Origin of the sequence: Brevibacillus sp. Leaf182, from assembly GCF_001423865.2 — a bacterium.
Taxonomy (GTDB): Bacteria; Bacillota; Bacilli; order Brevibacillales; family Brevibacillaceae; genus Brevibacillus; species Brevibacillus brevis_C.
Genome location: NZ_LMPN02000031.1, coordinates 334,915 through 348,226 on the forward strand (window position 1 = coordinate 334,915; position 13,312 = coordinate 348,226).

The 13,312-nt window shown below is 41.0% G+C and carries 16 protein-coding genes; 12 read left to right on the forward strand and 4 right to left on the reverse strand.

All coding sequences use genetic code 11. The features are described 5' to 3' along the window. The first annotated feature begins 272 nt into the window (after window positions 1-272). Window positions 273-1,436, forward strand: a complete 1,164-nt coding sequence (locus ASG16_RS23145; protein ID WP_056486566.1) for a DNA-methyltransferase — start codon at window positions 273-275, stop codon at window positions 1,434-1,436. 33 nt (window positions 1,437-1,469) lie between these two features. Here the strand turns inward: ASG16_RS23145 and ASG16_RS23150 are convergent, their stop codons facing one another. Further along, window positions 1,470-1,823 (reverse strand): DUF3888 domain-containing protein, encoded by a 354-nt coding sequence (locus tag ASG16_RS23150; RefSeq protein WP_056486568.1) that lies wholly within the window; start codon window positions 1,821-1,823, stop codon window positions 1,470-1,472. A 67-nt stretch (window positions 1,824-1,890) separates the two neighbouring features. Continuing rightward, a complete protein-coding gene (locus ASG16_RS23155; RefSeq protein ID WP_056486571.1) occupies window positions 1,891-2,199 on the reverse strand; it encodes a hypothetical protein in 309 nt (102 codons plus the stop codon). Window positions 2,200-2,875: 676 nt separating this feature from the next. On the opposite strand from ASG16_RS23155, the gene ASG16_RS23160 reads away from it, so the two are divergent. Beyond that, the gene (locus ASG16_RS23160; RefSeq protein ID WP_056486574.1) at window positions 2,876-3,148 is read left to right on the forward strand and encodes a hypothetical protein; all 273 of its coding nucleotides are present in this window, start codon (window positions 2,876-2,878) and stop codon (window positions 3,146-3,148) included. Between the two features lie 14 nt (window positions 3,149-3,162). Next, window positions 3,163-3,648, forward strand: coding sequence for an ASCH domain-containing protein (locus tag ASG16_RS23165; RefSeq protein WP_082517158.1), 486 nt, complete (start codon window positions 3,163-3,165; stop codon window positions 3,646-3,648). 52 nt (window positions 3,649-3,700) lie between these two features. Here the strand turns inward: ASG16_RS23165 and ASG16_RS23170 are convergent, their stop codons facing one another. Both ASG16_RS23170 and ASG16_RS23175 read right to left on the reverse strand, forming a co-directional pair. Further along, complete coding sequence (locus ASG16_RS23170; RefSeq protein WP_056486576.1) at window positions 3,701-4,402, reverse strand: MltR family transcriptional regulator; 702 nt, start codon at window positions 4,400-4,402, stop codon at window positions 3,701-3,703. A gap of 149 nt (window positions 4,403-4,551) precedes the next feature. Continuing rightward, window positions 4,552-4,755, reverse strand: coding sequence for a hypothetical protein (locus ASG16_RS23175; RefSeq protein ID WP_056486579.1), 204 nt, complete (start codon window positions 4,753-4,755; stop codon window positions 4,552-4,554). A 136-nt stretch (window positions 4,756-4,891) separates the two neighbouring features. On the opposite strand from ASG16_RS23175, the gene ASG16_RS23180 reads away from it, so the two are divergent. From ASG16_RS23180 to ASG16_RS23220, 9 genes are all read left to right on the forward strand, one after another. Further along, window positions 4,892-5,284 carry an ArpU family phage packaging/lysis transcriptional regulator gene (locus ASG16_RS23180; protein WP_056486584.1) on the forward strand — a complete coding sequence of 131 codons (393 nt, stop codon included), beginning with the start codon at window positions 4,892-4,894 and terminating at the stop codon, window positions 5,282-5,284. Window positions 5,285-5,440: 156 nt separating this feature from the next. Then, window positions 5,441-6,709, forward strand: a complete 1,269-nt coding sequence (locus ASG16_RS23185; RefSeq protein ID WP_056486587.1) for a hypothetical protein — start codon at window positions 5,441-5,443, stop codon at window positions 6,707-6,709. A 655-nt stretch (window positions 6,710-7,364) separates the two neighbouring features. Continuing rightward, window positions 7,365-8,330: a hypothetical protein gene (locus ASG16_RS23190; RefSeq protein WP_056486590.1), complete on the forward strand. Its 966-nt coding sequence runs from the start codon at window positions 7,365-7,367 to the stop codon at window positions 8,328-8,330. Window positions 8,331-8,375: 45 nt separating this feature from the next. Beyond that, the gene (locus tag ASG16_RS23195) at window positions 8,376-8,870 is read left to right on the forward strand and encodes a hypothetical protein (RefSeq protein ID WP_056486592.1); all 495 of its coding nucleotides are present in this window, start codon (window positions 8,376-8,378) and stop codon (window positions 8,868-8,870) included. 219 nt (window positions 8,871-9,089) lie between these two features. After that, a complete protein-coding gene (locus ASG16_RS23200; protein WP_111914501.1) occupies window positions 9,090-10,385 on the forward strand; it encodes a site-specific DNA-methyltransferase in 1,296 nt (431 codons plus the stop codon). 135 nt (window positions 10,386-10,520) lie between these two features. Next, a complete protein-coding gene (locus ASG16_RS23205; RefSeq protein ID WP_056486595.1) occupies window positions 10,521-10,751 on the forward strand; it encodes a hypothetical protein in 231 nt (76 codons plus the stop codon). Window positions 10,752-10,798: 47 nt separating this feature from the next. Then, window positions 10,799-11,401, forward strand: a complete 603-nt coding sequence (locus tag ASG16_RS23210) for a hypothetical protein (protein ID WP_056486599.1) — start codon at window positions 10,799-10,801, stop codon at window positions 11,399-11,401. 60 nt (window positions 11,402-11,461) lie between these two features. Next, window positions 11,462-12,085 carry a putative phage terminase small subunit gene (locus tag ASG16_RS23215; RefSeq protein WP_056486602.1) on the forward strand — a complete coding sequence of 208 codons (624 nt, stop codon included), beginning with the start codon at window positions 11,462-11,464 and terminating at the stop codon, window positions 12,083-12,085. Next, window positions 12,066-13,312, forward strand: a 1,247-nt coding sequence (locus ASG16_RS23220) for a terminase large subunit domain-containing protein (RefSeq protein ID WP_111914503.1), incomplete at its 3' end; no start/stop codon positions are given. The genes ASG16_RS23215 and ASG16_RS23220, both read left to right, overlap by 20 nt.

Genomic DNA, 13,312 nt, shown 5'->3' on the forward strand with positions numbered 1-13,312 from the left:
ACGAGCCCAATTAAGTTAAATCACTCGTCGATTTTGCTAAATTCCGTATAAACGCTCCATAGTCCAATAGCTAAAAAAATGATACCAAGTAAACCGTACTTCAGGCTAGTTGTCATTAAATAAAGACCATTCAAGCAGATTCCAATTGAAACTATTTTGCGCAAAGTTGTTTTTTTCATAAAACTCACCTATATACAGTATTTTACAAAAAATGTATCACGATATTTGTTTATTTACAAATTGCTCAGGGAGATAAGAAAGGAGGCCGCCAGGTGCAACTGGATCAGATTATTCAAGGGAACACACTCGAAGTAATGCCGAAGCTGCCGGAGAAGTTCTTCCATTGCTGCGTGACCAGTCCGCCTTATTGGGGGTTGCGCGATTACGGATTGCCTCCGACAGAATGGCCAGAAGTCACATACACGCCAATGACCGGATTACCACCATTAACAGTACCAGCTTGGACAGGATGCCTCGGGCTGGAACCTACACCTGAAATGTTCGTTGCTCATATGGTGCTTGTTTTTCGGGAAGTGTGGCGGGTGCTACGGGATGACGGAACCCTTTGGATAAATTTTGGAGATAGCTACGCGGGCAGCATGAAAGGACGAAACGCTGACGGTCAGGGCAATCCTGGAGGATACCACAAACAAAGTGGAGGACAGTCAGGCGGAAACATTGATTACAAGCAGTTTGATTTTAGTTCTCTAAAGTCAAAAGATTTGATCGGGATTCCCTGGCGCATAGCGTTCGCATTACAAGCAGATGGCTGGTATCTCCGAATGGACAACATTTGGAACAAACCAAACCCAATGCCAGAGAGTGTAAGGGATCGACCGACCAAGGCCCATGAATATATGTTTCTTCTTAGTAAAAATGAGCGCTACTATTACGATTCTGAATCAATTAAAGAGCCTATAAGCCAATCAAGCATTGAACGTTTGTCACAAGATGTTCAAAGCCAAAGGGGTTCTAGTCGGGCAAATGCTGGGGGGAAGACTAACGGTAACTTAAAGGCGGTTGGAGGATCAAAAGGAGCATTCGGCCCAGAGCAGTCGCGAAAGAGAAGTGGAAACAAGGAGAGAAAAAGCGGTGAGCAAAGGGGACGTCCAGATTCTCATTTGGGTGGGTCGATTCCTTGGGAGGGTTCGACAAGAAATAAACGGTCTGTCTGGACGGTGGCCACTGCAAAAACTGGTGAAGCTCACTTTGCCACTTTCCCAGAGAAACTTCCTTGTCCGTGTGTGCTTGCTGGCAGCCCGCAGGGAGGCATCGTATTTGATCCGTTCATGGGATCCGGAACGACAGGAATTGTCGCCAAAAAACTCGGGCGTAAATTCATTGGAATTGAGATGAACCAGGAATATATCGAGCTTGCAGAGCGGCGAATCAAGCGTGAGACGGCCCAGATGAACATTTTCGAATTTGGTACTTAACACGATGTGTAGTTTGTCAATTGATGAGAATACTCATGGTTTAAGCCACTTGATATTGTAGTTAATTACTTCTCCCTCGGGCAGCTTGATCGTCATCGTTTCAAGTGCATAAGGTGGATTGTGTGGTCCGGCAAATGTTTGAACTCGGATGGTCACGTTAAAGTGGGTGAGTTTTCTTGGGTCTGGTCTACTTACATCTAGAATTTCTTCCACGCCTCTATACCACAAACGATTCGTACCATTTATACGTACTGCGTTCCCTATCTTATCTAACATTGCTTCTATAAAAGCACGTTTCATTAAGTCGCATTCAGTTTTACTTTCAGTAGCATGGACAGGTTGTGAAAAAAGCAGGGTTGTTAGTACGAAGATAATTATTTTTTTCATGAAGAGTCCCACCTCAGTTTTAGGGGATAGGTTCTCCAGTAATACTAACCGTTATTTAACAAAATAGTTACTGAGAAAATATCAGATCTCGAAGTTGCGTTAAAACACTAGGTAAGTATTCTTGTGGATGCATAAGAACCGCAATCAACACACTTATGGTTATGGCTGCAATCCAAATAAAACTTTTGGATCCTCTTGATTTTAATTTTTGAGTGAGAAGCAGAGAGAATAACAAAATAGCAATATTTAAAATTAATGTTATTGGAATACTTACAATTCGGCCAAGACCTGTATAAGGAAAGTATTCGATCAATAAGAGTATGGTAGCTATACTCGGAATCATGGCTAATAAGAAAGTTATTACTGGTTTCTTCATTTGGTGAACTCCTTATCTGGTTGTTTGCAGTTTCACTTAATTTTCATACCCCAATTCCCATAATAAGGTATTCGTGAAATAAAAAAATCAATCCTGCCCGTTAAGGTAAATTGTCTTCAGTCTCAAACTTTATTTTCATCGAATACTCGGAGAGCAAGTCATTACCAATATCGATCTGCCAAGCTGCTATAAAAGTGACTGCTTAACACAACGGTAATTGTATGAAACGCTAACCTAATGCCCAGTCCAATCTTCGTTCATATACGGAAGGGCTAGTAAAAACAAAAAAATAACAGTAAGGGTAATTAACAATACGTATATCCATCTAGCTTGGAGAGACTCTGCATTCAGGATTAGAATCCATCCAATAAAAAGGATCAATATGATTGTCATATGAGAGTGCTCCTTTCGATAGGAATTACGGAAAATGGTGATTATTGGTTACAAAACACACGATTTGTTAAACAGGGAGGGATACTAGGATGAATACCTATACAATCAGATATGTACGAGGACACGAACCAGGTACATACGTAACCTCGATTCGAGCAAATTCCGAAGAAGAGGCAATAAACATTTTTTACGCAAACAATCCAAAATGCTATGTTGTCTACCAATAGAATCGCAGCAGAAGGATGAAAATAACATTACGTTTGTACTCAGGGAGGGGAACAAGATGGATGGGTTGTGCTGCCCAAAGTGTGGGGGCGAAAAGCTATGTCATTACGGCGGTGCGATCGGTGTCTACGAATGCACCTTATGCGGAAGTAATGTTGACCAGCATGATTTAATTCCAACCGAGCAGTTTTTGGAACAGGATATGTCCGTGAAGGAAATCAGAGCGTTGATAGATATCAAACTGGATATGATGCTGCTCTTTCCGGAAGACAAGCAAGCGCTTATTGATGACATAATGAAACTGCGAAGCAGGCTTATTGAAGTCGCTTGAGTGGGGGGAACCAAGTGAAAGCCATAACCATTCACCAGCCATGGGCAACGCTGATCGCCCTTGGGGAAAAACGATTTGAAACACGAGGCTGGCCGACCAATCACCGCGGGCAAATTGCGATTCACGCTGCCAAGAAAGCGGACAAGGAGATCTGCCTACAAGAGCCTTTCCGCAGCGTGCTGGATTTGCACGGGTATACGGCAGACAATCTGCCAACAGGGGCGATTGTGGCAATTGCCGATCTGGTGGGTTGCCATAAAGTTATCGGGAATAAAGGTAACGTATCCGCGTATCTCAACAACTCTAAAGTTGTAGACGGGCACGAATTGCTCTTTGGTTATTTCGACTTTGGACGTTACGCCTGGGAGATGACCGATGTAAAGCGGATTGATCCGGTGCCTGCGAAAGGCCAGCAAGGACTATGGAATTGGAAATGTATCACCTGCATCAACGGCGAAGAAGACAAAGAACTGTTACCACTAGATGATGAGCAAGGGTAATAAAAAAAAATAACCCTCTATTTTATCAGAGGGGGAGACATTAATACCCTGCCTATTTAGTTGAACTGGATATTTCATGAAGTTTTTGTTCAATAATGCCCTCGACACTCTTGATGTGCTCTTCAGTCTTAGAGGAATAGAAATTATCAGTAGCCATTGATCGTCTTTTTAACATGATACGAGTGCCATTTATTTGACCAGCAATAATAAATGCAACACGAATAAATTTTACTCTAGTAGACTGTTTTTGATCATGCTCGGGTGTAAAGCTTAAGTCATTGCAGCGATCTGAGATACCGCTTGTATCAAAACTGATTTTTTGAGCGGAATGAGCAAACTTATTTCTTATTTTCCTTATCAAATTTAAGTCCCGCTTAATACTGGGACTAATGAGGCCAAGTAAGTATGCCATTTCTATTCTTGAAGAAAATGAAGATAGTCCTCCAGTACCACTAAATAGGTTATCAAAAGAGCGCTTGTCATCTACCAAAAAGTCTTTAAGGAGGTATTTAATTTGATCGTCAAGAAAAGCTCCTGCCATTAAAGCGCATCCACGGTCAGTTTCATCTGTCAACGTTCTTCGAAAATCTAACGCATCTGATGTTGAAGATGCCATTTTACTTAGTATCTCAGGATTACATTCTAATTCCGCAATTCTCTTGAGTAGTAAATCACGGTATTTTTCTTGGAAATCAGGTACATCTTTAGCGTCTATACTTTGAAGTAGTTCTAGTATAGATGAATTAAAAAACATAAATAACCCTCCTCGTTTTTTTAATTCAATTGTACTAGAAAAGAGTTATATCGAGAAGTTTTAGGAATTTAATTAATTGCAATTTATTACTATATTCCGAGGACTAAGTAGTTGGAACTGATGCCCCAAGGAGCACCAACCCTACTGATTTACTTTTCTAAGTGTGACTGATTATCTGCATCAAGCAAATGTCTCAAGATGGCTTGACTCACCGCAGTAACGGGCTCGAAAACAAAAACAAATAGGTCCTCATGTGACTGCAGATAGTAGTTCCTATAGCCAAGCAAAATCAGTTCTCGATTGAGTCGGGCTGCATCTTCGAAACTTGCGTAGAAGTACAAATGTTTGGGCATGGTAATCACCTCCTCCCGCACAAAACCGTAGCAGAAGGAGGTTGGGACAAAAAAAGAAGCCCCCAAATAGGAGCCCGTATATATGTTCGCCTAAACTAATTATATCATGGGCTTACCGCGAGGGGGAATTGGAAAGATGAGCACACAGGTACAAGAACAACTGTCATTTCTGCAACCAGTTAATGAGAGAGAAGTCAGGAAGGCTGTTGTGAAAGAATTGAAATCATATAAAGCCCTTCGTGTTGCAGTGCAGAATAAAAAGGAGCAAGAGGAGAAGGGTATCGATCAATTGTTTCCTCGTTTGAAGCTTTCAGATACACAGAATGAGTTGAAAGCGAAGCAGATAGAAAGAGCACTCGAATATTCACTCGACGAGATAGAGCGTCAGATCATCGAAGAGAAGTATTTGAGCACATCCAGGGTGAAGGACATCACCGTATATCTGGACTTAGGGATTACAAAGGACCAATTCTACTCAAAAAAGAAAGAGGCAATTATGCAAATTGCTACGGCACTCAGGATGATCTGAGTGTCTTTTTATTAGAAAAAAACTGTGACGACAACAATTTTATATAAATTTGCGAATCATTTTACCTTATCATTGCAATTTTGAACATTAGTCAAAATTTCTAAATTCCAGTAAAATTGGATATTGTACATATAAAAAAACATGGGAGGCCTCAATTTGAATATAAACTGTTTTTTAGAATGCGAAGTGTGTGAAAATAAAATTCATTTAAAGGTTTATGCTGGATATGTAGAATTTAACCCATTCAGTTATTATTGTCCTGAATGCGGCATTACTATAGACGGCCATATTTTGTTAAATTTATCGCACGGGATTATCGATCGAAAGTTCTTTAATAATGCTAAAGAGATTCCACGAGAAAGCAATGTAAGTCATCTTTTACAAGTATCAAGTGATTTTTTTACCGACAAGATATCTGGTTATAATCCAACAAATCCGAAATTGTTTTTTTCACCGTATATGATGAATGTAGTAAAACACGGTGGAGAAACTACGCAATTAAAAGCTTCATTTGCGGAAATATTTACAAGTAATGTCCAAACGGATTTCAACATCAACCATAGAATATGGCAGTTATATAAGAAGAAGAAAACAAAGTATCTAAATGCTCAATTAATAAAATACAAATTTGTGGCTCCAGTTATACTGGGCCAGGTACTTAAAGTGGATCATGACGATGTGATTTTAGACGTTTTATATAAACCATTTAAAATCCTGTTAAAGCAAAATGGATACTACAGCGAGATTCTTGATTTAAGGAAAGAATTAAAAAAAATCAAAGATAAATACCCTGATCAAGTATTGCAATTGCACCTTGAGCTAAAAGAGTTGATTAATGATATGGAGAATAGCCTGGTACATTTACTTGAAAACTTTGTTGAGTTTTATAAATTCATCTTTCCTACTATCTTATCTTCCGCATTTAAGACAGATGATATTGAGGAGATTAAAAACCAACAAGGAATATTAACAACAAATTTTGAGCAATTGAAGAATTACTACGTTGATGCTTATGAAATTTTATGTTCAGGATTGGTTGGTTTCGTTGGTCTACAGAACATCAAATTGAGAGGTGACAGGAATTCTTTTCATGACGAATACCGGAAGTCAGCTAAGAATATTACATCTATTGTTGAATTTATTGATAAAGCAAACAACAAAGGAAACAGGGTTAAGTATTTTTCAACAGAAAACATATACAATAAGTTTTTTGATATTTGTAGCATTTTAAACAATGGAATTAGAAACAGTATTGGTCATTACTCTTATAGCTATGATACAGATCAACAACTAATTACATTTAAAGATAAAAGTGATGAGATTAAGTTATACCTTGTTGAATTTAGCGATATACTCTATGAAACTTTTTATGGAACAATAGTTTCTTTAGAGGTATTTCATTTTATTAAAACCTGTAATAAATAGTCGTCTTTTAGTGTGAATATATAGAAAAGTAAAGTGAAAAAGGAAGTAGCTTCTAAATTGAACAAACTGGAAAGTAAACCACTTTAGGTGGTTTTTTTCTTGTAAGAAGAACCAAAATCATAACGGTTTCTTGAAAAACTCGATAAAAAGATGGACAAAGCCCGGATAAAATTAAGGATAATACGCTGGACGTTTTTGCCAACGCGAATCGGTAATCTTGAGTCAAGAGCAAGCGACATCGGCTCTTGGGAGATACCGCCTATCCCATATCAATGGTGTACCTGAGCGAATCTATGGGTGATGACGAATGTGACCTTACGAGAGGGGGACATTTTGAGCCTGAACGCACTAGTTGCGACGAGCGTAGCAGGGAACCATACAATTATTTTTCATTGTATGCATTACAGCGGTTTTCAAGTTTTGGGAACCCCTCTCGGAGCTTTGAAAAATCGCGAATTACTCTGCTGGGATTTACCGGACAGGGGATTACTTTTAAGCGAGGTATACGGCTCAGGCCTCTCGCCCCTTGTCCGATACCGCCCATATTAAACTAGCTAACACCTTTAAGCTCTTAGTACAAGAGAGTATAGATTTTTCTATTAAATATAGAAATAAAGTATATAATGGAAAATAGCCAGACAAAAAGGGGTTAATTATGATAAAAAAGGTCTTGTTTTTTTCTTTTTTTATATTTAACTGTTTTATAGGTACGGTATTTGCTGAAACAGTGAATAAATCTTCCATACAAGAAAATGCCGTTCAAGAAAATGCCGTTTCTAAAGATGATCTTGATAAAGTTATCCTTGAACTGAAGTTAGAAAAAAGTGAACAAACTCAGAAACTATCTCAAGAAATCATTAACCTGCAAAAAGAATCCTTATCAAATAAAGAGGAACTGTATAAGGCTTTAATTGAGACCAAGAATGACAGAATTGGATTACTACAAGGAAATATATCATCGATATTATCTGTACTCGGAATTATAATAGCGGCATTAGCCCTATTTGCATTTTGGTTGGCTAAAAAAATTAAAGCAGCAACTGATAAAATACAGAAACTAAAGGAACAAGTAGATGATACAAACCAAAAATTAAGTGAAACCCAAGATAAAATAGATAAGCAACAGAGTCAAGCGGATCAAATTCAAGAAATACTTGAAGTGAGCCAACAACGAATCAACGAGAAAATTCTTGTTGAATTTAATAAAAGTGGTAAGGATATTCCACCGGAAGTACAGAATGTATTTAATAATGATCTCAAGTCAACTTTAATAGTGAGACAGCCAGATAACAAAAGTAAGAGAGTAAATAGCTATAAAGATTTAGAGCAGTTCCACAGAATCCTCTTAGAAAATCAGAGTTTCGCTAAGTATTCAGATAAGTTCGAGCTGATTATTAGAATAAATGATGGATTTTCCAGACAAGACGTCAATGAAGTTCTAGCTCAAGATATTTTTATGTTTATTAAAAATTTCTCTTTTATAAAAGGGGATAGCAATATTTATAGTAATATTGAAATGGAAACCCTATCAGCATTTCCGCTTAGCGCTAAAATTCTTTTTAACATTTTAAATGTTCACAGTAATGGTATTTTCGAAGTCAGATCAGTAAATGGTCAGTAATTGCACCCACTGTGGTGCTTTTTTCATGGAGGTGGGTGAAATGTAGTGCGGCAGTATGTTGACTCAACGACAGGAGAAATATACTACACCGAGGAAGTGCTGCGCCGGTCGGACGAGATTGTAAAAGTATTTCGTCCAGTAGGTCGCAGCTCAAAATTCGTGAAGATCAAGGCCAGCCAAAAGGCAAAGCGACGGCTCAGAAAGCTGTCACTCGCTGAGGCTGGCTTTTTGTTGAAGATTGCACCTTATGCCAGCGAGGGAACTAACCTTCTGCAAGGCGACAATGAGCGCGGACAAAAGGGTACGCCACTTACTGTCAAAGACCTTGCCCGCATTGCAGACTGTTCCTATCCAACAGCACGCAAGATTGTGAAGACATTCATTGAGCTGCACATCATGCGTCGAACCGACTTGGAAGGACAGTCAGCATTAGCAATCAACCCCCTGTATTCTCTCAACGGGAAGACAGCAGAAACGTGGCTCCTGCACTTATTCAGCCAGGAGATCACAGAGGCAGGCGAAGACCCAAATTTGGACTAGGGGGTCGCCAGAAGCCAACAGGCAGCCAAAGCATATGGCTCTAAGCTGCAACCTCATTTTTTGCGGTGAAACAATACATATACTTTTCCGCTTGAATAGTAGTCGTTTGATTACACCCCCAAAACACGTAACCAGCCCTACAGCATCAAGGCATACAGCAATTTTAGGGCTGGCAATATTCTTTATTCTTACTTTATTGCCACGAAGGAGCTGAACAGCATGGACATACGGAAAATATCAGTCTCTAAAATTAACCCGGCACCTTATAATCCCCGCGTTGATTTGCAACCGGGCGACCCCGAATACGAGAAACTGAAACGATCCATCGAGGAGTTTGGATACGTGCAACTGCTCGTCTGGAACGAACGATCAGGGAACCTCGTTGGTGGACATCAAGGATTCAAGATACTTGTTAGCGAGCAAGGACGGACTGAGGTAGACGTATCAGTCGTAGACTTGGATGACATCAATGAGAAGGCGCTCAACATCGCACTGAACAAAATCAGTGGTGCTTGGGATGAGGATAAGCTTGCACAGGTGTTGTCTGAGCTACAGGAGAGCGATTTGGACGTAGAGCTAACAGGATTTGATCTTGAAGAAGCTGTAGATTTGATCAATGAGCACGTCAACATGGAAATAGATGAACCAATCAAGGAAGATGATTTCGATGTTGAGAAAGCATTAAACGATATCATTGAACCGGAGACGAAGCCAGGGGACATTTGGAGGCTGGGGAGGCACATTCTGATGTGTGGAGACGCTACAAGTGAGCAGGATGTGAAACGGCTAATGGATGGTCAGCGGGCAGCACTGGTAGTAACGGACCCTCCTTATAACGTTGCGTTCAAGAGTGATTCATCAGAACTTGCTTCAGACGGCAGAGAAAGCATCATGAATGATGACATGCCCATGGAGCAATTTGAGGACTTCCTTCAAGCTGTGTTTGCAAATTATGCATCAATCATGGACCCGAAAGCAGCAATCTATGTTTTCCATCCTTCTAGCTATCAGCGAGAATTTGAGAACAAGATGAACGAGGCCGGAATAGTATCGCGCACCCAGTGTATTTGGGTTAAGAACGCTTTTTCGTTGTCGTTTGCTCAATATAAGTTCAAGCATGAGCCGGTGTTCTATGCTCATCTAAAAGGGCAGGCTCCAGCATGGTACGGAGATCGTAAGCAGACTACGGTTTGGAGAACTGATCTAACAGGAATCTCCGAGGAACCGGAGACCGTCTGGGAGGTATCGCGAGGGGATGTAAGCAAGTATGTCCATCCTACACAAAAGCCATTGGCGCTGCTTGCTATTCCAATTGGGAACAGCAGTCAGAAAGGCGATACCGCTGTCGACTTTTTCGGCGGTAGTGGTTCTACACTGATGACATGTGAGCAGATGGGGCGTATCTGTAGAACAATGGAGCTCGATCCAAAATTCTGCGACGTCATTAAGAGGCGATTCTATGAGGCAACAGGCATTGAACCTGTACTCATAAGCAGGCTACAAGAAGCTGCTTAAATAGCAAAAGGGAGACGCGCGAACGTCCCCCCATGCAACCAGGTCACCCCGGCTGAGATAGTGGAAACCCGTGGCCACGGAACCTCATAGCCACTATCTCGTTTTCCATTTTACAGGAAAGCCGAGGGTGTCACAATGAAAAATACAAACAAACGTTCCTGTTCTTCTGGTGACCTGCTTCTTCAATACGAGATTGGCATCATTGAAAGTATCAACGAATCAAAGGAGCAATACAGGAAGGTTGTAAAAGCAGCTATTGCTAAGTGGGTTAAGGACTTTCAATCTGGCCATATTGAGATTAAGACAGTGGATGATTTGAAGAAGTTGATAGAGTTGGACATTGAGTTGCAGAAGGATGATTATTAGCTAGTAATAAATTCCTATTCAAGTATAATCTACTTGGAGGGGAAGGCATGATAAAATATTTTCTGTTAATCGTATTGGGGGTTACCTTGTATGTGTTATCGCAGACAAAAAATCAGAAGGTTTTTAATAAGGATGTATATCGAGTCTATAAAGATTTGAAAAAAGAATTAAGATTTGCAGCTGTGCATGGTGATCAATATGACAATGCAAGAAACTTCTTAACGTCCCAAGGTCTTCAAGATAAAGATCTTGAGAAACTCCAAACACTAATTAACATTAACTTGTCCAACAATAATTTGATTACGCAAGTCAGGACAATTATGGCAACAGTTGCTTTAACAATTGTCACTTTAGCATTTGGAACAATTTTTTCCGCAGCGTTAGGTGGTATGTACAGCAAATATGTCGAGTTGGTTTTAGAGCCCGAGGATTATAAAAAGATAGAAACTCTATTTAATGATATGGATGCTACAGTAAATCTTGTGGGTCAAGAGTTTGCTATTATAACTGTTATGTTCTTTGTTGGTCTCTCAATATGGAGGCTTTGTGTATGTGCTGTAAACCAAACTAATGTAATACTTCAAAAAATCGTATCGGACGAAATTCAAGACAGGAAAAAAACAAAAATTCGGTATCGAGCATCCAAATAAAGGGTGCTCTTTCTTTTTTCAAAAACAACCCCATGAAGTGGTGAGGTGGTGGTCATGTAGATGGCGAGAAATCCCGAAAAGCAAAGATGCAAGGCAAAGAGCAAGCAAAGAGGCCAACAGTGCAATAACTGGGCAAAGCCCGGCTGGGATGTGTGCCGTTTCCACGGTGCTGGAGGAGGTGCGCCTCATCGCAATATCAACGCAGTTAAAACGGGTGAATACCAGTCGATCTGGATGGACGCCTTGAGTCCAGAGCAAGCAGAGGTACTTGAAAGGATCAGTCTTGATCCATTACAACAGGCGGATGAAGAGATCCGCTTGTTTACTTGGCGGGAACGAGAGATGATGCTCCGCATTCGAGACTTGAGGGAAGGATTGACCGAAAAGCAACGTCGGGTCCTTCAAGAGAGAGTAGCTATAAAAGAGCCTGTTCAGGTTCATGATGAAAAGTCTGGGCAATCCAAGACGGTAGTGTTGTCTCGTAATGAGCTGGTTACTACTGAAATCGAAGAGACTGAGTATCGAGCGATTGAAGATATCCTATCGCTTGAAGAAGCACTGACCAGGGTCCAAGACAAAAAATTGAAGGCTATTCAACTGAAAGCGCAACTGTTGAGCAATGGCGGTGGTACTGAGAAGGAGATCATTGTGCGGAGGTGGTCGCGTGACAAATCTGGCACTTGATCTTGATCCATTTGAGGGATGGACACCGCATCCCAAGCAAATCGAAGTAATGGAATGTGATGTCCGAAACGTGGTTATGAACTGCGGGCGACGCGGTGGCAAAACAAACGTGGGAGCCCGAAAGTTTTTCGATAACATCCTAGCAGACGTTGAGGCAGAAAAGGGGTTGCCATATAAGCCCCCTCGGAATTTGAAGGTTATGAAAAAGCCAAAGCCAAGGCTTGAATACTGGTGTGTGTCTCCGACCTATTCCATGTCAGAGATTCAGCAGGAAGAGCTGGGAGCGGTCATTCCAGAGGAAATGATCGAGAGTTGGGATTTATCAAAGAATCGGGTTTGGTTGAAAGGATACATCCTCATTCAGTTCAAATCTGCCGACAACCCTAAGACGCTAGTCGGTAAAGGGCTTGATGGCGTGTGGCTTGATGAGGCTTCCAAGATGAAGGAGCAGACCTGGAGCGGATATCTCTCCTATGCTCTTGCTGATAAAGGCGGCTGGAGCGTTTGGACGACTACGCCAGAGGGAATGAACTGGTTTTATCATGACATCGTATTGAACGGGCAGCACACGCAGGCAGGCGGTCAACTGGACGAATATCGTAATGACCCTGAATGGTGTAATTTTTACTGGACGAGTAAGGACAATCCATTGCCAGAGTTGCAAAAGAATATTCAGCGCATGATTGAAACCATGCCGAAACGATATGTGGACCGGGAGATTTTCGCCCGGTTCGATGTGTTTTTTGGGCAGGTCTATGAGGAGTTTGACCGTTCGATACATGTTGTACCGCGCGCGCTTTGCGAGCAGAAGTTCAAAGACAGACATTTTGTGCACATTGAGGCAGGTAAGGACTGGGGCTTTACAAACCCTGGTGTTACTCTAGTTGGAGCAATGACTGCCAATGGCGAGTTGTGGATCGTGGATGCGATCTATAAGGCTCAGATGGAGATTCTTGTTCCTGGTGATTCCAACTGCTGGGTGGCTCAAGACAAAGAGCTCATGAAGAAGTGGAAGATCAAAATGTTTTGGTGTGACTCAGAGGACGCCAGCAACATTAAAACGTATCTGACTAATGGTTTGCCAGCGAAAGCAGCTCAGAAGCACTTGAAAGAAGGAATACGGGCTGTCTCCACTCTGTTTAAAGTGAAGAGTGACAACGGCAGGCCGAACATATTCATTTCTGATCATTTGAAAGAGGTCATCCAAGAATTGACGAACTACAGATA

Excerpts from the sequence above, each read along its gene's own strand:
- ASG16_RS23200 (WP_111914501.1), top strand. The coding sequence starts at position 9,090 with ATGGACATACGGAAAATATCAGTCTCTAAAATTAACCCGGCACCTTAT.
- ASG16_RS23170 (WP_056486576.1), bottom strand. The coding sequence starts at position 4,402 with ATGTTTTTTAATTCATCTATACTAGAACTACTTCAAAGTATAGACGCT.
- ASG16_RS23205 (WP_056486595.1), top strand. The coding sequence starts at position 10,521 with ATGAAAAATACAAACAAACGTTCCTGTTCTTCTGGTGACCTGCTTCTT.
- ASG16_RS23190 (WP_056486590.1), top strand. The coding sequence starts at position 7,365 with ATGATAAAAAAGGTCTTGTTTTTTTCTTTTTTTATATTTAACTGTTTT.
- ASG16_RS23150 (WP_056486568.1), bottom strand. The coding sequence starts at position 1,823 with ATGAAAAAAATAATTATCTTCGTACTAACAACCCTGCTTTTTTCACAA.
- ASG16_RS23160 (WP_056486574.1), top strand. The coding sequence starts at position 2,876 with ATGGATGGGTTGTGCTGCCCAAAGTGTGGGGGCGAAAAGCTATGTCAT.
- ASG16_RS23210 (WP_056486599.1), top strand. The coding sequence starts at position 10,799 with ATGATAAAATATTTTCTGTTAATCGTATTGGGGGTTACCTTGTATGTG.
- ASG16_RS23180 (WP_056486584.1), top strand. The coding sequence starts at position 4,892 with ATGAGCACACAGGTACAAGAACAACTGTCATTTCTGCAACCAGTTAAT.
- ASG16_RS23215 (WP_056486602.1), top strand. The coding sequence starts at position 11,462 with ATGGCGAGAAATCCCGAAAAGCAAAGATGCAAGGCAAAGAGCAAGCAA.
- ASG16_RS23175 (WP_056486579.1), bottom strand. The coding sequence starts at position 4,755 with ATGCCCAAACATTTGTACTTCTACGCAAGTTTCGAAGATGCAGCCCGA.
- ASG16_RS23155 (WP_056486571.1), bottom strand. The coding sequence starts at position 2,199 with ATGAAGAAACCAGTAATAACTTTCTTATTAGCCATGATTCCGAGTATA.